Source organism: Enterobacter quasiroggenkampii, assembly GCF_043972695.1.
Classification (GTDB): domain Bacteria; phylum Pseudomonadota; class Gammaproteobacteria; order Enterobacterales; family Enterobacteriaceae; genus Enterobacter; species Enterobacter quasiroggenkampii.
In genome coordinates, this window is the sequence record NZ_CP143745.1 from 3,077,432 (window position 1) to 3,096,492 (window position 19,061).

The 19,061-nt window shown below is 56.2% G+C and carries 17 protein-coding genes; 10 read left to right on the forward strand and 7 right to left on the reverse strand.

Annotation, left to right across the window (positions count from 1 at the left end; all coding sequences use genetic code 11):
* Positions 1-36 precede the first annotated feature (36 nt).
* The gene (locus V1572_RS14800; RefSeq protein WP_325841341.1) at positions 37-543 is read right to left on the reverse strand and encodes a YbjP/YqhG family protein; all 507 of its coding nucleotides are present in this window, start codon (positions 541-543) and stop codon (positions 37-39) included.
* The gene (locus V1572_RS14805) at positions 543-911 is read right to left on the reverse strand and encodes a hypothetical protein (protein WP_229225925.1); all 369 of its coding nucleotides are present in this window, start codon (positions 909-911) and stop codon (positions 543-545) included. Before V1572_RS14805 ends, V1572_RS14800 begins: the two co-directional genes overlap by 1 nt.
* A 258-nt stretch (positions 912-1,169) precedes the next feature.
* Between V1572_RS14805 and ppk2 the strand changes: the two genes are divergently transcribed.
* Positions 1,170-1,988 (forward strand): polyphosphate kinase 2, encoded by an 819-nt coding sequence (gene ppk2, locus V1572_RS14810; protein ID WP_069719172.1) that lies wholly within the window; start codon positions 1,170-1,172, stop codon positions 1,986-1,988.
* A 58-nt stretch (positions 1,989-2,046) separates the two neighbouring features.
* On the opposite strand, the gene fdnI is transcribed toward ppk2, so the two are convergent.
* The 3 genes from fdnI to fdnG are packed head-to-tail and all read right to left on the reverse strand — an operon-like array spanning position 2,047 to position 6,639.
* Entirely contained in the window at positions 2,047-2,703 is a 657-nt protein-coding gene (fdnI, locus tag V1572_RS14815) for a formate dehydrogenase-N subunit gamma (protein ID WP_025910984.1), read from the reverse strand.
* On the reverse strand, positions 2,696-3,580 hold the full coding sequence (gene fdxH, locus V1572_RS14820; protein ID WP_045908794.1) for a formate dehydrogenase subunit beta: 885 nt from the start codon (positions 3,578-3,580) through the stop codon (positions 2,696-2,698). The genes fdnI and fdxH overlap by 8 nt, the downstream gene beginning before the upstream one ends.
* An 11-nt stretch (positions 3,581-3,591) precedes the next feature.
* Positions 3,592-6,639, reverse strand: coding sequence for a formate dehydrogenase-N subunit alpha (fdnG, locus tag V1572_RS14825; RefSeq protein WP_395299321.1), 3,048 nt, complete (start codon positions 6,637-6,639; stop codon positions 3,592-3,594).
* Between the two features lie 221 nt (positions 6,640-6,860).
* Between fdnG and yddG the strand changes: the two genes are divergently transcribed.
* Both yddG and ompC read left to right on the forward strand, forming a co-directional pair.
* Positions 6,861-7,739, forward strand: a complete 879-nt coding sequence (gene yddG / locus V1572_RS14830; RefSeq protein WP_008501732.1) for an aromatic amino acid DMT transporter YddG — start codon at positions 6,861-6,863, stop codon at positions 7,737-7,739.
* Positions 7,740-8,369: 630 nt separating this feature from the next.
* Complete coding sequence (gene ompC, locus V1572_RS14835) at positions 8,370-9,443, forward strand: porin OmpC (protein WP_395299322.1); 1,074 nt, start codon at positions 8,370-8,372, stop codon at positions 9,441-9,443.
* A 57-nt stretch (positions 9,444-9,500) separates the two neighbouring features.
* On the opposite strand, the gene V1572_RS14840 is transcribed toward ompC, so the two are convergent.
* Positions 9,501-10,433 (reverse strand): LysR substrate-binding domain-containing protein, encoded by a 933-nt coding sequence (locus tag V1572_RS14840; RefSeq protein ID WP_325841338.1) that lies wholly within the window; start codon positions 10,431-10,433, stop codon positions 9,501-9,503.
* A gap of 170 nt (positions 10,434-10,603) precedes the next feature.
* On the opposite strand from V1572_RS14840, the gene V1572_RS14845 reads away from it, so the two are divergent.
* The 7 genes from V1572_RS14845 to V1572_RS14875 are packed head-to-tail and all read left to right on the forward strand — an operon-like array spanning position 10,604 to position 17,054.
* Complete coding sequence (locus V1572_RS14845) at positions 10,604-11,554, forward strand: branched-chain amino acid ABC transporter permease (protein WP_395299323.1); 951 nt, start codon at positions 10,604-10,606, stop codon at positions 11,552-11,554.
* An 8-nt stretch (positions 11,555-11,562) separates the two neighbouring features.
* Positions 11,563-12,669, forward strand: a complete 1,107-nt coding sequence (locus V1572_RS14850) for a branched-chain amino acid ABC transporter permease (RefSeq protein WP_395299324.1) — start codon at positions 11,563-11,565, stop codon at positions 12,667-12,669.
* Entirely contained in the window at positions 12,666-13,433 is a 768-nt protein-coding gene (locus tag V1572_RS14855) for an ABC transporter ATP-binding protein (RefSeq protein WP_048029857.1), read from the forward strand. The genes V1572_RS14850 and V1572_RS14855 overlap by 4 nt, the downstream gene beginning before the upstream one ends.
* Positions 13,426-14,145: an ABC transporter ATP-binding protein gene (locus V1572_RS14860; RefSeq protein ID WP_069719167.1), complete on the forward strand. Its 720-nt coding sequence runs from the start codon at positions 13,426-13,428 to the stop codon at positions 14,143-14,145. Before V1572_RS14855 ends, V1572_RS14860 begins: the two co-directional genes overlap by 8 nt.
* Before the next feature lie 28 nt (positions 14,146-14,173).
* Complete coding sequence (locus tag V1572_RS14865) at positions 14,174-15,331, forward strand: branched-chain amino acid ABC transporter substrate-binding protein (protein WP_048223361.1); 1,158 nt, start codon at positions 14,174-14,176, stop codon at positions 15,329-15,331.
* Positions 15,332-15,348: 17 nt separating this feature from the next.
* A complete protein-coding gene (locus tag V1572_RS14870) occupies positions 15,349-15,831 on the forward strand; it encodes an L-2-amino-thiazoline-4-carboxylic acid hydrolase (protein ID WP_023619185.1) in 483 nt (160 codons plus the stop codon).
* On the forward strand, positions 15,828-17,054 hold the full coding sequence (locus V1572_RS14875; RefSeq protein WP_395299325.1) for a Zn-dependent hydrolase: 1,227 nt from the start codon (positions 15,828-15,830) through the stop codon (positions 17,052-17,054). The genes V1572_RS14870 and V1572_RS14875 overlap by 4 nt, the downstream gene beginning before the upstream one ends.
* Before the next feature lie 35 nt (positions 17,055-17,089).
* Here V1572_RS14875 and V1572_RS14880 read toward each other — a convergent pair whose 3' ends face one another.
* A complete protein-coding gene (locus V1572_RS14880; protein ID WP_048029934.1) occupies positions 17,090-18,973 on the reverse strand; it encodes a potassium transporter Kup in 1,884 nt (627 codons plus the stop codon).
* Positions 18,974-19,061 lie beyond the last annotated feature (88 nt).

The window sequence follows — 19,061 nt, forward strand, 5'->3', positions numbered from 1 at the left end:
CAGGTGTCAGGGCTGGAAAGGGTTCAAGGTCTGGTTTTACAGTGCGCTCTCTGCCGCTGCTTTAGCGCGTGTAATAGCACCAGCATTGAAAATAGGATGCTCATGATTGTTCGTTATGTCACGAACGCGGTAGATTTTCCATGCATCATCTTCACGACGAAGAAATACCTCAAGATGGATGCTTCTCCCGTTACCCGCCCCTTCAATGACCTGGACTACTTCACCGTTTAAAAATTCCCTGGCGTTTTCCACTCGTAACGCAGGTATCCATTCACGAGAATAATCTTGGGTATACGTAAAATAGTCAGACTCAATTAACTCTTGTTCAGAAATTTCCTGAATGGTATTAATGCGAGCAATCGTATCAGCAGAAACATATTTACGTAGTTCGTCGGCAGGATAAGGCCTGGTTTCATCGCTGCCGAATACGGAAAGATAGGATTTATAAAATGATTCGGTAGCGTCTTGCGCGCTATGATGTTGATTGGTAGCCGAACTGCATCCCACCAGCAACAAAACGAATGATAAAAATATTCTTTTCATCAGTGCATCCTGTAAATTTTAAATGATGGTTGCATTTTGCGGTACCCAGGCCCCGGATACATGCTTTTTTGAATAAAATCAGAAATCCACTGCGTACCGTCATACATAGTCATATGACCTATGCCATTTCCACCAGGGTAGGGCTGTATAACAGCTACATCGCCAGAAATTAACGTTGAACCGGGCGGCAGCTCACTGAATCCTGCGCGTAATAATTCAACCCCATAATCTTTTGCATAATCTGTGTTCGCTACCTTAACACCGCCAGCCAGAATGGCCAGGCGGGTAAACTTAGCACATTCACTGTGAGAGCGCCCCAGAGCGTGTGAACGGAGATACGAAACTGCGGCTTCTTTATTCCAACTCATTCTTAGTTCCTTTAAGTAAATAAGAATGAAATTATCACATTAACCACACATAGCATGAGGAATTAAAAGTGCTAATTTTATTGCATCCGCGGCATTCTAATAGAGGAACAGGTGCTTAGCACCTTCGTGCATACCTCAGTATCTGAAAAAAGTGTCGTGACATTAATTACCTAAAAACAATACGCATAATATCAGGTGGATTACACTTCATAGTGCGGCCTCGCTTTTTCCGCACCGGACAACCTGAGGATGACAATCATGGGAAGCAAAAAGAAAACCCCTGTCGCTGTTGATGTCGTAACGAATGCACCGCTTAAGACCAAAGAGTATGAGAAAGAGCTCCGCCGCCTGCACGTCGAACTGGTTAAGCTCCAGCAATGGGTCGTCGCCAAAGGGTTAAAAGTGTGTATTGTTTTTGAAGGACGCGACGGTGCCGGCAAAGGCGGCACCATTAAAGCGATCACCGAGCGCGTCAGCCCGCGCGTGTTTCGCGTTGTTGCGCTCCCTGCGCCGACTGAAAAGGAAAAAAGCCAGCTCTACTTCCAGCGCTATGTGCCCCACCTGCCCTCAGCGGGTGAAATCGTGATCTTCGATCGCAGCTGGTATAACCGCGCGGGCGTGGAGCGGGTGATGGGGTTCTGCACGGAGGAACAGGCGGAGAAATTTTTGGACGGCGCGCCAGTCATGGAAAAAGCAATGGTCGATGCCGGGATTATCCTGCTGAAGTACTGGCTGGAGGTGACGCCGAAAGAGCAGGAGCGACGCCTGCGCGACCGTATTAACGATGGGCGTAAGATCTGGAAGCTGTCGCCGATGGATATTAAATCCTTTAACCTGTGGGACGAGTACACCCGCGCCCGCGACGCCATGTTTGAAGCCACCGATACCGCCTGGGCGCCGTGGTTTGTGGCGCGTTCAGAGGATAAAAAACGCGTGCGACTGAACATTATTTCGCATTTGCTTTCGCAGATCCCGTATAAAGAAATACATGTTGAGAAAGTGGATTTACCGAAACGCAAAATCGGCAAAGTCAAACCCACAAAATATCCGTTCCGGTATGTGGAGGAGCGGTTCTGATTTGAAGAGTAGGCCCGCGCAAGCGCAGCGCCGCCGGGCAAAGCCGACGGCGCAGGTCTTACTTCATCCCTTCCGTACTTTCCTGTTTTGCTTCCAGTCGCTCCACATCACGGTACCAGCGCGGGTGGTGTTTCTGCGCCCAGCGGCGGCTCACCTTCCCTTCAATCATCCCTTTGATTGACCCTTTCACCCAGAACGCCATATACATATGGATCAGGATGGCATGAATCAGGATGATGGCCGACGTCGCGTGGATAAGCAGCGCGTAACGCACCACCTGAATCGGGAAATAATGCGCAAAATACGGACGCCAGATCATCACGCCGGTCACCAGCAGCACAAAAATCATGCTCATGATGGTCCAGAACATCATCTTCTGCCCGGCGTTGTATTTCCCGACCTTCGCGACTTTGTGCTCGTTACCCTTCAGGACTTCGACAATCCCTTTCACCCACGGGATATCCTGCTTGTCAGGAATATTGTGATGGACGAAGCGCACGAACATAAACATCAGCACCACGAAAATCAGCACGCCGAAGAACGGGTGCAGAATGCGCCCCATCTGCGGCGTACCGAAGGTTTCGGTCAGCCACTGCAGCGTCGGGAAGAAGAACGAAATTCCCGATACCGCCACCAGGAAGAAGCAGATCACCACCGTCCAGTGACAGGCGCGATCGACAAATTTGGTGCGCACTATCATTTTCGACTTACTCATGATGCTCCTCCTCGTCGTCATCCACCTCTTTGTTTGGCCCGATACCGATGTAGTGATAGATCAGCCCGGCAAAGGTGGCGATAAAGCCGGCCGCTGAGAGCGGTTTAAGCGCCCCTTTCCACAGGTTGATGGAGGTGTCGATCGCCGGATCCTTCGGCAGGTTGTGGTACAGCTCCGGCTGGTCGCTATGGTGCAGCACATACATCACGTGCGTACCGCCCACGCCCTGCGGGTTGTAAATGCCCGCTTTGTTGTAGCCCCGCGCTTTGAGCTTATCGACGCGCTGCTGCGCCACCTCCAGCATCTCTTTTTTGGTGCCGAAGTGGATCGCCCCGGTGGGACAGGTCTTCACGCAGGCTGGTTCCTGACCGACGCTGACGCGGTCCACGCACAGGGTACATTTGTATACCCGGTTATCCTCTTTATTGAGGCGCGGAATATTAAACGGACAGCCCGCGATGCAGTAGCCGCAGCCGATGCAGTTGTCCTGCTGGAAATCAACGATCCCGTTGGCATACTGGATAATGGCCCCGGCAGACGGGCACGCCTTCAGACAGCCAGGATCTTCACAGTGCATGCAGCCGTCTTTGCGGATCAGCCACTCCAGCTTGCCGTTCTGGTCGGTTTCACTAAAACGCATCACCGTCCAGGATTTGGCGCTCAGATCCGCCGGATTATCGTAAACCCCTACGCAGTGCCCCACCTCGTCGCGAATGTCGTTCCACTCCGAACAGGCCACCTGGCAGGCCTTACAGCCCACGCAGGAAGAGACGTCGATAAGCTTGGCGACTTCTGCCTTGTAGTCCCGCGCGCGAGGCGCGGGGGTAATCGGGTTCGTCGCGGAGCGTTTAATAATGTCTTGTGTTTCCATCGCCATTTAATCGCTCCTTACGCTTTCTCGATGTTGACCAGAAACGCTTTGTACTCCGGCGTTTGCGAGTTAGAATCGCCGACGTTTGGCGTCAGGGTATTAGCGATGTAGCCTTTCTGCGCCACCCCTTCAAAGCCCCAGTGCAGCGGGATGCCGACGGTTTCCACCTGCTGGCCGTGCACGTTCAGCGACTGCAGGCGGCGGGTGACCACCGCCACCGCGCGAATAAACCCGCGCTTGCTGCTCACCTTCACGCGATCGCCGTTGGCAATGCCTTTCGCCTTCGCCAGCGTTTCGCTTATCTCCACAAACTGTTCCGGCTGCGCGATGGCGTTAAGCCGCGCGTGCTTGGTCCAGGTATGAAAATGCTCGGTCAGGCGGTAGGTCGTCCCCACGTACGGGAATTTGTCCTTTTTGCCCAGACGCAGCGCGTCGTCTTCGTAGATACGCACCACCGGACTGGAGACCACGTTCGGGTGCAGCGGGTTTGTCCCCAGCGGCGTTTCCATCGGCTCGTAGTGCTCCGGGAACGGCCCTTCCGCCAGCTTGTTGAGCGCAAACAGGCGCCCCAGCCCTTCCGGCTGCATGATAAACGGCCCGGTGTTGCTGCCCGGTGCGGCGGTGCTGTAGTCCGGGATATCGTTCCCCGTCCATTTTGCCCCGTTCCACTGGATCAGCATGCGCTTCGGATCCCACGGCTTACCGTTGATGTCCGCCGACGCGCGGTTGTACAGCACGCGACGGTTCAGCGGCCACGCCCATGCCCAGCCCAGGGTGTTGCCCAGACCTGACGGATCAGCGTTATCGCGGTTGGCCATCTGGTTACCCTGCTCGGTCCAGCTGCCGGTGTAGATCCAGCAGGAAGAGGCCGTGGAGCCGTCGTCGCGCAGCAGCGCGAAGCTGTTCAGCAACTGACCTTTCTTCGCCACCAGATTGCCGCTCGCGTCATACAGATCCGCCAGCGCCACGCCGTTGTTCTCTTTCGCGACTTCTTCAGACTCGGGACGATCCGGCTGCTTGTAGCGCCAGCTCATCTTCAGCAGCGGCTCCGCGCCTTTGCCGCCTTCGGTGCGGTACATTTCGCGCAGGCGGTGGTAAATCCCGGCCAGGATCTCGCCGTCGTTACGCGCTTCACCCGGTGCGTCCTGACCTTTCCAGTGCCACTGCAGCCAGCGGCCGGAGTTGGCAATGGAGCCATCCTCTTCCGCAAAACAGGTGGACGGCAGGCGGAACACTTCGGTCTGAATCGAGGCCGGATCGACATCGTTTGATTCCCCGTGGTTCTGCCAGAAGGTGGAGGTCTCGGTCACCAGCGGATCGATAACGACCATGTACTTCAGCTTGCTCAGGCTGCAAACGACTTTGTTCTTGTCCGGGAAGGAGGCCACCGGGTTGAAGCCCTGGCAGATATATCCCGTGACGTCGCCCTTATCCATCATGTTGAAATACTTGATGACGTCATAAGCCTGATCCCACTTCGGCAGCCACTCAAAGCCCCAGTCGTTCTCTTTCTGCGCCGCATCGCCGTAGAAGGATTTCATCAGGCTGACGTAGAACTTCGGATAGTTGCTCCAGTAGTTCACCTGGTCCGGCAGCGTCGCTTTTGGCGTGTTCTCCGCCAGATAGCTTTGCAGATCCGTCTGCTTTTCAGACGGCAGCGTCAGGTAGCCCGGCAGGCTGGTCGAGAGCAGTCCGAGGTCGGTCAGCCCCTGAATGTTGGAGTGCCCCCGCAGCGCGTTCACGCCGCCCCCGGCCATGCCCATGTTGCCGAGCAGCAACTGGATCATCGCCATGGTGCGGATGTTCTGCGCGCCGACGGTGTGCTGCGTCCAGCCCAGCGCGTACAGGAACGTGGTGGTTCTGTCGGCGGCGCTGGTGGAGGCCAGCACCTCACACACCTTCAGGAAGTCCGCTTTCGGCGTGCCGCAGATGTTTTCCACAACCTCCGGCGTGTAGCGGGAAACATGCTGTTTCAGCAGGTTCCACACGCAGCGCGGATGCGTCAGGGTTTCATCCCGCATCGCATAGCCGTTTTCATCGAACTGATAGTTCCAGGACGTTTTATCGTACTGGCGTTTTTCGGCGTCATAGCCGCTAAACAGTCCGTCATCGAAGGCAAAGTCATCCCGCACCAGCAGGTTGGCGTTGGTGTAGTGCTTAACGTATTCCGCGTTAATTTTGTTGTTTTCGATCAGGTACAGCAGCACACCGGACAGGAACGTGATGTCCGTACCGGAGCGAATTGGCGCATAGATATCGGCCACCGATGCCGTACGCGTAAAGCGCGGATCGACGACGATAAGCGTCGCATCATTGTTGTTTTTCGCTTCCATCGCCCAGCGGAACCCCACCGGATGGGCTTCAGCGGCGTTACCGCCCATCACCACCACGACGTTCGCGTTTTTGATATCAACCCAGTGGTTGGTCATCGCACCGCGACCAAATGTTGGAGCAAGACTTGCTACCGTTGGTCCGTGTCAGACGCGCGCCTGGTTGTCTACCGCCAGCATGCCGAGAGAGCGCACAAATTTTTGCGTCAGCATGCCGGTTTCATTACTGGCCGCCGAGGCACATAACATGCCGGTGGTCAGCCAGCGGTTGACCGTCACGCCCTGCGCGTTCTTTTCAATAAAGTTGGCGTCGCGGTCGGCTTTCATTAATTTTGCAATACGGGAGAAGGCCTCATCCCAGGAGATACGCTGCCATTTATCAGAACCCGGCGCGCGATATTCCGGGTAGCGCAGGCGGTTTTCGCTGTGAACGTAGTCCAGCAGCCCCGCCCCTTTCGGGCAAAGCGCTCCGCGGCTCACCGGATGATCCGGATCCCCTTCAATGTGGTAAATCGCTTCTCTGGCGTTCTTCGCGCCATCGCCCAGGCTATACATTAAAAGCCCACAACCCACGGAGCAGTATGTGCAGGTGTTACGGATCTCTTTCGCGCGCAGCAGCTTATAGTTGCGTGCCTGAGCCAGCGCCATTTTGGGAGCAAATCCCAGCATTGCGGCTGTTGTTCCGGCCATACCGCCCGCGCAGATTTTAAAAAATTGTCTGCGGCTGACGTCCATTGTTGTCCTCGTTATCTGAAAAGACTTCGCGCCGCAAACTAACAGCAAAGCCCCTGATTTTTTTGCGTCAAATCAAGGTCATCTGTCTTCCCCCCCTTAATAGTCACCCCCGTAATATTTCATTACCCCTTTTTGATTAACGGCTTAAGAGAATAATTCACGACAGCGACAGGCGTAATGCGATACATTTTTCCTTTGATTTTTATTGCGATGGCGAAGTAATGGACAGAAAGAGAGCAACGCTTATTGGGCTGGCGGCGATATTGTTATGGAGCACCATGGTCGGCCTTATTCGCAGCGTGAGTGAGGGACTGGGCCCGGTAGGCGGTGCGGCGATGATCTATACCCTCAGCGGATTGCTGTGCCTGGTGACGGTAGGATTTCCTGATATCAGACGGTTCTCGCCGCGGTATCTTATTGCGGGCAGCGTTTTATTTGTCAGCTACGAAATATGCCTGGCGCTGTCGCTGGGCTATGCCGCCACGCGCGCGCAGGCGATTGAAGTCGGTATGGTGAATTACCTCTGGCCGAGCCTGACGATCGTATTTGCGATTTTGTTCAACGGGCAAAAATCTACCCTGTGGGTGATCCCAGGCCTGGTCATTTCGCTGCTGGGCGTCTGCTGGGTATTGGGCGGCGAAGAAGGATTACACCTTGAAGAAATAACCCGCAATGTCGTTTCCAGCCCTCTCAGCTATGCGCTGGCGTTTGCCGGGGCCTTTATCTGGGCCGCCTACTGCACGGTCACCAGCAAATTTGCGAAAGGACAAAACGGCATCACCCTGTTTGTCTTGCTGACCGCGCTAAGTCTGTGGGTGAAATATGCCCTGAGCGATCAGCCCGACATGGTGTTTACCCTCCCGGTGGTGGTGAAGCTCGTTATGTGCGGCATTGCGCTTGGGTTTGGTTATGCCGCATGGAATATTGGTATCCTGCACGGTAACGTCACGGTGCTGGCTGCCGTGTCCTATTTTACCCCCGTCCTCTCTGCTGCGCTTGCTGCCGCAGTGTTAAGCTCCCCCCTTTCATTCTCGTTCTGGCAAGGCGCGCTGATGGTCTGCGCCGGGTCGTTGCTCTGCTGGTACGCAACGCGAAAATAAGGTTTTCTCCCGTGGCCGGGGGAATATCAACCCGGCAACATAATTAACATAAATTTAAAATGTGATCGCACTTCAGAATATTTATCCTGATAACAGACAGTCTGTTTAAATTCGGTTTATATTTGCTGTTATCTGTAAAGCCCCCTGAAAGGAATTGACATAAACTGACAACGACTTGAAATTACTCAACCATCAATATTAACGCCATGGATAGCCATGACTGCAATAATTCAGATCTGACACATTTGTGGAAATATGCGGAATAGCCGTCCAATACTCAGACCAACCCACTGCTTTTAAAGAAAAATAGTAATAGAAACCGCCTCAAAACCTCGAACATACCGAAATCTAACGCACGATACTAAAACCTTCAGAAATTATAGCGACAGCAATAATTCCACGCATTAAATACATATTAATCGTATAAATTCCGGTCATATTGTTTAAATATCACCCTTCCCACACGATCGAGATCACACTAATTGAAATTATCTCTAATATTTTGAAACTTATTATTGAAATAAGACTACGAGATTTTTAAGAATAGCATGCCATTGACGAACAGCCTCGTTTAGAAATCGTTCAAAGTGGTTCAGGAAATACCCAAAAAAATTATAAGGAACATTTAAGATGAAACTTAAATTAGTTGCAGTGGCAGTCACTTCCATGCTGGCAGCAGGCGTTGTTAACGCTGCCGAAATTTACAACAAAGACGGTAACAAGCTGGATCTGTACGGTAAAGTGACAGGTCTGCACTATTTCTCTGATGATACAAACAACGACGGCGACAAAACTTACGTTCGTCTGGGTTTCAAAGGCGAAACGCAGATTAACGACCAGATGACCGGTTACGGTCAGTGGGAATATGAGTTCAAGGGCAACCGCTCCGAAGCTCAGGGTTCTGACGGTAACAAAACGCGTCTGGCGTTTGCAGGTCTGAAATTCAACGAGTTCGGTTCTTTCGACTATGGTCGTAACTACGGTGTTGCTTACGACGTCGGCGCATGGACTGACGTTCTGCCAGAGTTCGGCGGCGATACCTGGACCCAGACCGATGGCTTTATGACTGGCCGCACCACTGGCGTTGCAACCTACCGTAACACCGACTTCTTTGGCCTGGTTGATGGTCTGAACTTTGCAGCACAGTACCAGGGTAAAAACGACCGTACCGATATCACCGAATCCAACGGTGACGGCTGGGGTCTGTCTTCCAGCTATGAGTTTGATGGATTTGCTGCAAGTGCAGCCTACGCGAAATCTGACCGTACTGACCGTCAGGTTCGTGCTGCAAGCAACCTGAATGCAGGTGGTGAGAACGCAGAAGTATGGGCTGCAGGTCTGAAGTACGATGCCAACAACATCTACCTGGCAACCACTTACTCTGAAACCCGCAACATGACGGCATTCGGTAACGGTCACGTGGCGAACAAAGCACAGAACTTCGAAGTTGTGGCTCAGTACCAGTTCGACTTCGGTCTGCGTCCATCCATCGCTTATCTGAAATCCAAAGGTAAAGACATCGGTTCTTACGGCGAACAGGATCTGGTTGAATACGTTGACGTTGGCGCGAGCTACTACTTCAACAAAAACATGTCTACCTACGTTGATTACAAAATCAACCTTGTTGATGACAGCAAGTTCACCAAAGATGCTAAAGTGGCTACCGACAACATCGTTGCTGTAGGTCTGACCTACCAGTTCTAAGATGTGTCAGGACAAAAGGCCGGCGATTATCGCTGGCCTTTTTTCTATTCAGGGCGTTTATTCATGGCCCGCCGCCCGACGCAGCCAGGTTTGCAGCAGCTTGCCGTCCTCGGTCATTTCTGTATCTGAACGCACGCAGAGGTAATAATCGCGCCCGTCATCAATCGGTAGGTCAAATATCTTCACCAGCTCACCGCTCTCAAGATACGGCGCAATCAGCGGCTCACGCATTAGCGCACAGCCCAGACCAGCCTGTACGCCCGCCAGCGTCAACAGTCCGTCTTCAAACAGCGGGCCGCTGCGCCGGAGAGGACGTTTTACCCCCTGCAACAAAAACCACTGCGTCCAGCTCGTGCGCTCTTCATCGTGCAGGAGCGGCATTTGCAGCAACTGCTCAGGCGTATCGATATGGCCATGAATGCGTAAAAACGCGCGGCTGCACACCGGCACCATCTGACCGGAAATCAGCTTTTCACTCTGATAGCCCGCCCACTGCCCGTTGCCAAAACGAATCGACATATCCGACGCGTCGCTCAGATAGTTACGGTGGTTGGCATACACCACGTTGATCTCGGTTTGGGGATTGGCGCGCATAAACGCAGGCAAACGTGGGATAAACCACCCCATACCAAACAGCGGGATCAGGCTGATGGTGACCTGACGCGTTTGCGCCTGCTCCGCCAGATGCTCCGTCGCCTGGCGCAGCACGTTAAACGCCGCACGGATCGAGCGGTAATATTCCCGCCCGTGCTGGCTCAGCACCAGCCTGCGCCCCTGACGTTCCGTGAGCGGCATTTGCAGGTATCCTTCGAGCACCTTGAGCTGATGGCTGACGGCCGACGGAGAGATATTCAGCTCCTGTGCGGCCAGCGTGACGCTGCCCAGCCGGGCGATGGCCTCAAAGGCACGTACGGCCCGAAGCGGCGGATCGTTTGCCAGGCGGCTTTCTGCATACGCCGCCAGATTCGCCAATTGTTCTGTTTTATTCATATGTTGATTTCTTTAGGCTTTTCACCCAAAAGCAGGCATAAACTATTTTCATATAAATCATAAAGATAAAACAATATTTATTTATCATAAGAAATAATAGATGCGTATTTTACAATTTAATTCATTTATTGGATGGTAGCCGCAGAACGAGCACTTTGCGGGTACAGACGTTGGATACACTCATACAACAACTGATCAACGGTGTGATGCTGGGAAGCATCTACGCGCTGATCGCGCTGGGCTATACCATGGTGTATGGCATTTTGCGCATTATTAACTTTGCCCACGGCGATATTCTGATGGTCGGCGCGCTCACCACGCTCTCCGCCATGAACGCCCTGAACACCACCTTCCCGCATATGCCGCTGCTGTTGCAGCTTGGCATTGCCCTGATGATTGCCATGGCCGTTTGCGCCGTGCTGGCGATGGCCGTGGAACGCTTAGCCTATCGTCGACTGCGCAACGCCCCGCGGCTCGCGCCGCTGATCTCGGGTATCGGCGTCTCCGTCCTGCTGCAAACCGTGGCGATGATTATCTGGACACGCAACCCGCTGATGTTCCCGCAGATCCTGCCCATGGATCCGATTGCCGTGACGTCTGGAAGTGAAACGCACCCGCCCGCCATCGTGACCGTTACCGGCATTGTCACCGTGGCGCTGGCGCTGGCTGTGATGACCGGCCTGTGGCTGCTGGTGGAATACACCCGTCTGGGGCGCGGCATGCGCGCCGTGGCGGAAAACCCACGCGTGGCCACGCTGATGGGGGTTAACCCAAACGCCATCATCACCCTGACGTTTGCCATTGGCGGCGTGTTTGCCGCGCTGGCAGGCGTGATGATGGCCAGCAATTACGGTAACGCCAGCTTCTCGATGGGCTTTTTGCCCGGGATCAAGGCCTTTACCGCCGCCGTGCTGGGGGGCATTGGTAACATTCGTGGCGCCATGATTGGCGGCATCCTGCTCGGCATTATCGAAGCGCTGGGCGCAGGTTACCTCGGTGAACTGACCCATGGCGTATTTGGCAGCAACTATCAGGATGTCTTTGCCTTTATGGTGCTGATCCTGGTGTTGGTCTTCCGTCCGGCTGGCCTGCTGGGCGAGCGCGTGGCGCACAGGGCGTAAGGAATACCATGACAACACTTCAACTCCAGACCCCGGCGACGACACGCAAATTCTGGTCAGGCATGAGCCTGTTCTGCCTTGCGCTGCTGATTGCTCCCGTGGTGGCCACGCAGCTTGGCGGCAACTACTGGGTGCGCGTCATCGACTTCGCCCTGCTCTACATCATGCTGGCGCTGGGGCTAAACATTGTGGTGGGCTATACCGGCCTGCTGGACATGGGCTTTATCGCCTTTTACGCGGTCGGCGCCTATCTCGCTGCGCTGATGGCCTCCCCACACCTGCTGGAGGTGCTTCCAATCCTCGGCGTCTGGTTCCCGGACGGGCTGCACACCTCGTATCTGCTCATCATTCCGCTAGCGGCCCTCGTCGCGGCAGTTTGCGGGATTTTACTCGGTGCTCCTACGCTCAAGCTGCGCGGGGACTACCTGGCGATAGTGACCCTCGGCTTTGGCGAAATTATTCGCATCCTGATGCGTAACCTCGACCGTCCGGTAAACATTACCAACGGCGCAAAGGGCATTACCGGGGTGGATACGCTGAACCTGTTCGGCCTGAAGTTCAGTGGCGTATACTACTGGTTTGGTTTCAAAGTGCCTGCCCTGTGGCTGTGGTACTACCTGCTGATGCTGGTCATTGTGGCGATTATTTTTGTCTGCCTGCGCCTGCAGCATTCCCGCATTGGTCGCGCCTGGCACGCCATCCGCGAGGATGAAGATGTGGCGCGCGCGATGGGCATCAACGTGCGTAACTATAAATTGCTCGCCTTTGCGATGGGCGCCTCCTTTGGCGGCGTGGCGGGTGCGCTTTTCGGCGCGTTTCAGGGCTTTGTCTCCCCGGAATCCTTCACGTTACAGGAATCGATTGCCGTACTGGCGATGGTGGTGCTGGGCGGCATGGGGCACATTCCGGGCGTGATCCTGGGCGCGGTACTGCTTACCGCCCTGCCGGAACTGCTGCGCAGCCAGGCAGCGCCGGTTCAGCAGGCGCTGTTCGGTACGGTGCTGATTGACCCGGAAGTGCTGCGACAGCTGTTTTACGGTCTGGCACTGGTGCTGGTGATGCTGGTGCGCCCGTCCGGGATCTGGCCGGTTCGCCACAAGGAGGCGAAGGCATGAGCCTGTTAACCGTACGCAACATGACAAAACGCTTCGGCGGGCTGACTGCTGTAGATGACGTTTCGATAACCGTGAACAGAGGCGAGATCTACGGGCTGATCGGCCCCAACGGCGCGGGAAAAACCACCTGCTTTAACCTCATCACCGGCCTTTATCCGGCGGACAGCGGCGAGTTTTCGATAGCGGATAAGCCCTATTTCCCAAAACACATAGAGAAAGTGACCGCCGCCGGGATTGCGCGCACCTTCCAGAACGTGCGCCTCTTCAACGACATGTCGGTACTGGAAAACGTGATGGTGGGCCGCCACGTGCGCACCCGTAACGGCCTGTGGGCCGCGCTGAGCCGCCACAAACGCGCCCGTGAGGAAGAGAAACAGACCCGCGAACTGGCCTGGCACTGGCTGGACTATACCGGCATTGCGCAGTTCGCCCACTATCGCGCCTGCGATCTGGCCTATGGCCATCAGCGTCGCCTGGAAATCGCCCGCGCGCTGGCAACAGATCCGCTGCTGCTGGCGCTGGACGAGCCCGCCGCCGGGATGAACGCGGCGGAAAAAGTGGCGCTCGGCGAGCTGCTCATCCGCATCCGCGATGACGGCAAAACCCTGCTGATGATTGAACATGACGTCAAGCTGGTGATGGGCATCTGCGACCGCCTGACGGTCCTTGATTACGGCAAAACGCTTGCCAGCGGCACGCCGGAAAACGTGCGGCGCGATCCGGCAGTGATCGCCGCCTGGCTTGGAGGCAACGCCCATGTCTGAATTACTGAAGGTAGAACGTCTGGACGTGCATTACGGCGGCATTCAGGCCGTACGCGACGTCTCCTTTACCCTGCGCGAGGGCGAACAGGCTACGCTGATCGGCGCGAACGGCGCGGGGAAAAGCTCCACCGTACGCGCTATTACCGGGCTGGAAAGTTTTAGCGGCAGTATTGAATTCAGCGGTAAAGCGGTGCGTAAACAGAGCCCGGAGACCCTGCTTCGCGACGGACTGGTGATGGTTCCGGAGGGGCGCGGCATCTTCTCCCGCATGACGGTACTGGAAAACCTGCAGATGGGCGCCTGGCTAAGGCGTGACACTGTCACCGTTAAGCGCGAGATGAACGAGATATTCGAGCGCTTCCCGCGTCTGGGCGAACGCCAGCATCAGCTTGCCGGGCTGTTGTCCGGCGGTGAGCAACAGCTGCTGGCCCTTAACCGCGCCCTGCTCAGCCGCCCGCGTCTATTGATCCTCGACGAGCCTTCGATGGGCCTTGCCCCGAAGATGGTCGAGAACATTTTTGCCGTGATCGCCGGGCTGCGTGAGCGCGGTGTCGCCCTGCTGCTTATTGAACAAAACGCCCGGCTCGCGCTGGAAGTGACCGACAGCGCGTGGGTGATGGACAGCGGCAGCATTGTTCATCATGGCGAATCGACAGCGCTGCTTAACGACGACCAGATTGCACAGATTTATTTGGGCGAAATGCCCGTTTAACCACACCAGCCAACATCAGGGAAATACAATGAAAACAGTAAAAATCAGTGCGCTCAGCGCCGCTATTCTCCTCGGCAGCTTTGCCTCGACGGCCACGTGGGCCGCTGACAGCGAAACCGTGGTCATCGGTCTGGCAGGCCCGCTGACCGGCCCATCTGCCCGTATCGGGAAAGATCTGGAGAACGGCGCGCAGCTGGCCATTGACGACATTAACAAGCAGCACCCGACTATCGGCGGCAAAGCGGTCACCTTCAAACTGCAGTCCGAAGACGATCAGTCTGACCCGCGTACCGCCGTGGCCGTCGCGCAGCGTCTGGTGGACAGCGATGTGGCGGGCGTGGTCGGCCACTGGAACACCGGCACCAGCATTCCTGCGGCCCGCATTTATCACGATGCAGGCATCGCCCAGGTGGCCCCGGTCGCGACCGGTCACGCCTATACGCAACAAGGTTTTGATACCAGCTTCCGCGTGATGGGACACGACGATGACGGCGGCCAGCTCGCCGGTCAGTATGCGGTCAATACCCTGAAAGCCAAACGCATTGCGGTGATCGACGACCGCACCGCATTTGGTCAGGGGCTTGCAGACCAGTTTATTAAATCGCTGGAATCCCAGGGCGTGAAAATTGTCGATCGTCAGTACGTGGATGACAAAACGGTCGATTTCAGCGCCGTACTGACCGCTATCCGCAGTAAAAACGCCGATCTGATCTTCTTCGGCGGCGTCGACAGCCAGGCCGCACCGCTGGCCCGTCGCATCAAACAGCTGGGCATGAATGCCACGCTGATGGGCGCAGGCGGATTCGTCAGCCAGACGTTCCTCAAGCTGGCGCAGAAAGAAGGCGAAGGCGTTGTGGCGCTGGAGCCGGGTCTGCCCGTTGACCAGATGCCGGGTGGAAAGGCATTCGAACAGGCCTATCAGTCCCGCTACCACACCCATATCGAACTGCACGCCCCGTTCGCCTATGACGCCACCCGCGTGCTGGTTGCTGCAATGGAAAAAGCAGACTCCGTTGAGCCTTCCGCGTATCTGCCTGCCCTGCGCGCCATTAGCTATTCCGGCGTCACCGGGCAGATCGCGTTTGATAAAGAGGGCAACCTGAAATCGCCGTCGTTCACGGTCTACAAGGTTGTCGACGGCAAATGGCAGCCGCAGACCGTGCTGGGCGGCGCAAAAGCGAAGTAACGCAGCGAGGCAATGTGATGAGTGATAATAACGAGCTGGGCATTCTCGCCCGCCGCAAAATTGAAGCCGAAATTATTAAGCCAATTTATGAAATCCTGGTGCGCGAGATAGGGAAAGCCCGCGCCCAGGCGGTGATTGGCGAGGCCATTGAGCAGGCCGCGATTGACGCTGGCAAAGCGTTTGCCAGCAAAGAACCCAACGGCGCGAACATCAAGAGCTTTATCGCCCTGCAGTATCTGTGGGAGAAAGATAACGCCCTGGAGGTGAAGGTGATCGACGCCGACGACCAGCAGTACAACTATAACGTGACCCGCTGTCGCTACGCGGAGATGTACCACGAGATGGGGCTGGGCGAGATTGGCCACCTGCTCTCCTGCGCGCGCGATGAAAAATTCATCGTTGGCTATGCGCCGGACGTTGAGCTAACCCGCACCACTACCATTATGCAAGGCGGTGCGTGCTGTGATTTCCGCTACCGCAGCAGCAAGGACAAGCCATGATCCGCGTCAACGCCGAACGGTTGTGGTCAACGCTTGAGATGATGGCGCAGATCGGCGGCACGCCCGCCGGTGGCGTCACCCGTCTGGCATTAAGCGAGGAAGATCGTGTTGCGCGTAACCTGCTGCGCGACTGGGCGCTGGACGCCGGTTTTACCTGTGACGTCGACAGCATGGGCAATATGTTTATCCGCCGCGCGGGAAAAAACCCGCAGCTTGCCCCGGTCATGACCGGTTCACACGTGGATACCCAGCCGCTGGGGGGGAACTACGACGGGGTTTACGGCGTGCTGGCCGGGCTGGAGCTGCTGCGTACCCTCAATGACCATCACGCTGAGACGGAGCGTGACATCGTGCTGGTTAACTGGACCAATGAAGAAGGCGCGCGCTTCGCGCCAGCCATGCTCGCTTCAGGGGTCTGGACGGGGCAGTTTAGCGAAGCGTACGCTCATGCCCGCGCCGATCACGATGGCATCACTGTGGGTGAAGCGCTGGAGAGCATTGGCTATCGGGGTGAAGCCCCTGCCCGCGCGTTTCCGGTTCACGCCTGCTACGAGCTGCACATCGAACAGGGACCGATTCTGGAAGACGAAGCCCTGGATATCGGACTCGTCCGCGCGGCAATGGGCCAGCGCTGGTTTACCCTGACGCTGGAAGGATTTGCCGCCCACGCGGGCACCACGCCGATGCACAGCCGCCGCGACGCGCTGACGGCCTTCGCCGAGCTGGCGCTGAAGGTGGAAGAGATTGGCTATCGGCATGCACCGGACGGGCGTGCGACGATCGGTATGGCGCAGGTTACGCCAAACTCGCGCAACGTCGTGCCGTCTCGCGTGGTATGCAGCGTGGAGTTTCGCCATCCGGCGCAGGCGGCACTGGAAGCCATGGAGGCAGCGCTGCATAAGGTAGCGGAAAGCCTGAGCCTGCGCGGCGTGTCGGCTCTCGTTGAGCGCATTTTTGACTACGCGCCCATCGCGTTTGATGCCCAATGTCTGGCTCGCACGGAGAAGGCGGTGGCAGAACTGGGCTATTCGTCGAAATCGATGGTCTCGGGTGCGGGACATGACACCTGCTATGTCAGCAACATTGCCCCTGCCAGCATGATCTTTATCCCCTGCGTGAAAGGCATCAGCCATAACGAAGCGGAAAGGATCCTGCCGGAGTGGTCCGAGAAAGGGGCGAACGTGCTGTTGCACAGCGTCCTGTCCGCGGCCCAGGAGAGCTAGAACGGCGCGAAAGCAGCCCCTGCTTTCGCGCGACGCTAGACGGCAACGCGGCGGCTGATTTCAACCACTCGATCGCTGGGAAGGTGGTAGTGGTTGATGACGTGCGTGCAGTTGCGCTTCATGAAGGCAAAAATGTGTCGTTGCCAGGCCGCCATACCGGCCCCGCCTTCGCCTGCCACAATGGTTTCATGTCCGACATACCAGGTGGCGTCGTCCGTGGCAAAAATTGCGTTAATCTCGCTGACGCCCTGCAACAAACGCGGGATGTCCGGGTGTTCCATAAAGCCATATTGCGCCACGCCGTGCCAGTAGCCCGGCGCGCGCTGCTCCACCCTGATACGCTGCTCTTCTCCGACGTAGGGCACGTTAAGAATATCAATGGTCAGCGACAACACGTCCTGCTGTAGCGCCCGGTTTCGCGCGACATGCCAGCGCATTACCGGTGGGATATTGTTCTGCGTGCGGGTCAAAAAGACGGCAGAGCCCGTCACTCTGGGCACCGTTTTTTGCTGAAGCTGGGCAAAGAACGCATCCACGCTGACGCCCTTCTCGCCCACCGACGCGGATACCGCCTGCACGCCGCGATGCCAGATCAGCATCACCGTACAAATGGCGGCGGCCATTAGCAGCGGGATGTAGCCGCCCTCAAGGACCTTAATCAGATTGGCAAATAAGAAGGTGGCATCGATCGTCAGGAAACAGAGGGCGATGATCCCGCTGCTGAACAGGCTCCAGCGCCATACTTCCCGCATAGCGACAAACAGCAGTCCTGTCGTCATCAGCATGGTTAACGACACGGCAATGCCGTACGCCGCGGCAAGCTTATCGGAGGATTTAAAGAACACCACCAGGCCTATCGTCACCACCATCAGCAGCCAGTTTATTATCCCGATATAGATCTGACCGTAGCTTTCTGCCGCCGTCTGTTTGATGCGTAGCCGGGGTAACCAGCCGAGCTGAATCGCCTGACGCGTCATGGAAAAAGCGCCGGTAATAATCGCCTGACTGGCAATGATCGTCGCCAGCGCGGCAAGAATGATGAGCGGCACCTGAAGGGCTGGCGGACAGAGCGTATAGAATAGATTTTGTTTGCTGTCGGCACCGGCCAGAATCAACGCTGACTGACCAGCATAGTTGAGCAGCAGCGAAGGAAAGACGACGCCGTACCAGGCAAACCAGATGGGCTTTTTACCGAAATGCCCCATGTCGGCGTACAGCGCCTCGGCCCCCGTCACGCAGAGAAATACGCCCCCCAGGACCAGAAAACTGGTGTACCCGTTCGAAAACAAAAACGCGATGCCGTAAGCAGGATTAAGGGCCAACAGTACCGAGGGGTGCTGAACGATCCCCCGCACGCCCAGGGCCGCAATCGCCAGGAACCACAGCGCCATCACCGGGCCAAATATCTTCCCTATGCGGGCGGTACCAAAAGGCTGGATCAGGAACAGCGCCAGCAACACCGCAACCGTGAGGGGTAAGATGTACGGCTGGGACTCCGGAATGACCATCTCCAGCCCTTCCAGGGCGGAAAGCACGGAGATGGCCGGGGTTATCGCGCCGTCACCGTATATCAACGCGGCGCCGATGAGGGCGGCAAAAATGACCCAGCGACCGCCTTTGCCTTTTTCCACCAGAAGCGACATCAGGGCCATAATGCCCCCCTCGCCATGATTATCAATTCGCATGGCGAAGGCGGCATACTTGATGGAGGTCACCAGGATGAGCGTCCAGGTAATCAGGGAGAGCAGGCCCAGGATGACGTCGGGCGTCGGGTCATGCTCAGAGAGCGAAAGCACAGTCCGGAAGGTATAAAGCGGGCTGGTGCCGATATCACCAAAAACAACACCCAGCGCGCCCCCTGCAAGCAGGGTTAACCGGGAGAGAGGTTGGGACGGTTCACTGCTGTGGCGCGGGCTCATATTTTCCAGCAAGAGTCAGATAATCCTTTAAAAAACATAGCTCATCTGCCCCGCCCGCGCCAACCGCTGCCCCTGTTTTACCACGCGG

Bases quoted from the DNA above. Each gene is read 5' to 3' on its own strand.
- V1572_RS14855 (WP_048029857.1), top strand. From the start codon at position 12,666: ATGAGCCTGTTAACCGTACGCAACATGACAAAACGCTTCGGCGGGCTG.
- yddG (WP_008501732.1), top strand. From the start codon at position 6,861: ATGGACAGAAAGAGAGCAACGCTTATTGGGCTGGCGGCGATATTGTTA.
- V1572_RS14865 (WP_048223361.1), top strand. From the start codon at position 14,174: ATGAAAACAGTAAAAATCAGTGCGCTCAGCGCCGCTATTCTCCTCGGC.
- ppk2 (WP_069719172.1), top strand. From the start codon at position 1,170: ATGGGAAGCAAAAAGAAAACCCCTGTCGCTGTTGATGTCGTAACGAAT.
- V1572_RS14805 (WP_229225925.1), bottom strand. From the start codon at position 911: ATGAGTTGGAATAAAGAAGCCGCAGTTTCGTATCTCCGTTCACACGCT.
- V1572_RS14875 (WP_395299325.1), top strand. From the start codon at position 15,828: ATGATCCGCGTCAACGCCGAACGGTTGTGGTCAACGCTTGAGATGATG.
- ompC (WP_395299322.1), top strand. From the start codon at position 8,370: ATGAAACTTAAATTAGTTGCAGTGGCAGTCACTTCCATGCTGGCAGCA.
- V1572_RS14880 (WP_048029934.1), bottom strand. From the start codon at position 18,973: ATGAGCCCGCGCCACAGCAGTGAACCGTCCCAACCTCTCTCCCGGTTA.
- V1572_RS14840 (WP_325841338.1), bottom strand. From the start codon at position 10,433: ATGAATAAAACAGAACAATTGGCGAATCTGGCGGCGTATGCAGAAAGC.
- V1572_RS14800 (WP_325841341.1), bottom strand. From the start codon at position 543: ATGAAAAGAATATTTTTATCATTCGTTTTGTTGCTGGTGGGATGCAGT.
- V1572_RS14870 (WP_023619185.1), top strand. From the start codon at position 15,349: ATGAGTGATAATAACGAGCTGGGCATTCTCGCCCGCCGCAAAATTGAA.
- V1572_RS14860 (WP_069719167.1), top strand. From the start codon at position 13,426: ATGTCTGAATTACTGAAGGTAGAACGTCTGGACGTGCATTACGGCGGC.
- V1572_RS14850 (WP_395299324.1), top strand. From the start codon at position 11,563: ATGACAACACTTCAACTCCAGACCCCGGCGACGACACGCAAATTCTGG.
- fdxH (WP_045908794.1), bottom strand. From the start codon at position 3,580: ATGGCGATGGAAACACAAGACATTATTAAACGCTCCGCGACGAACCCG.
- fdnI (WP_025910984.1), bottom strand. From the start codon at position 2,703: ATGAGTAAGTCGAAAATGATAGTGCGCACCAAATTTGTCGATCGCGCC.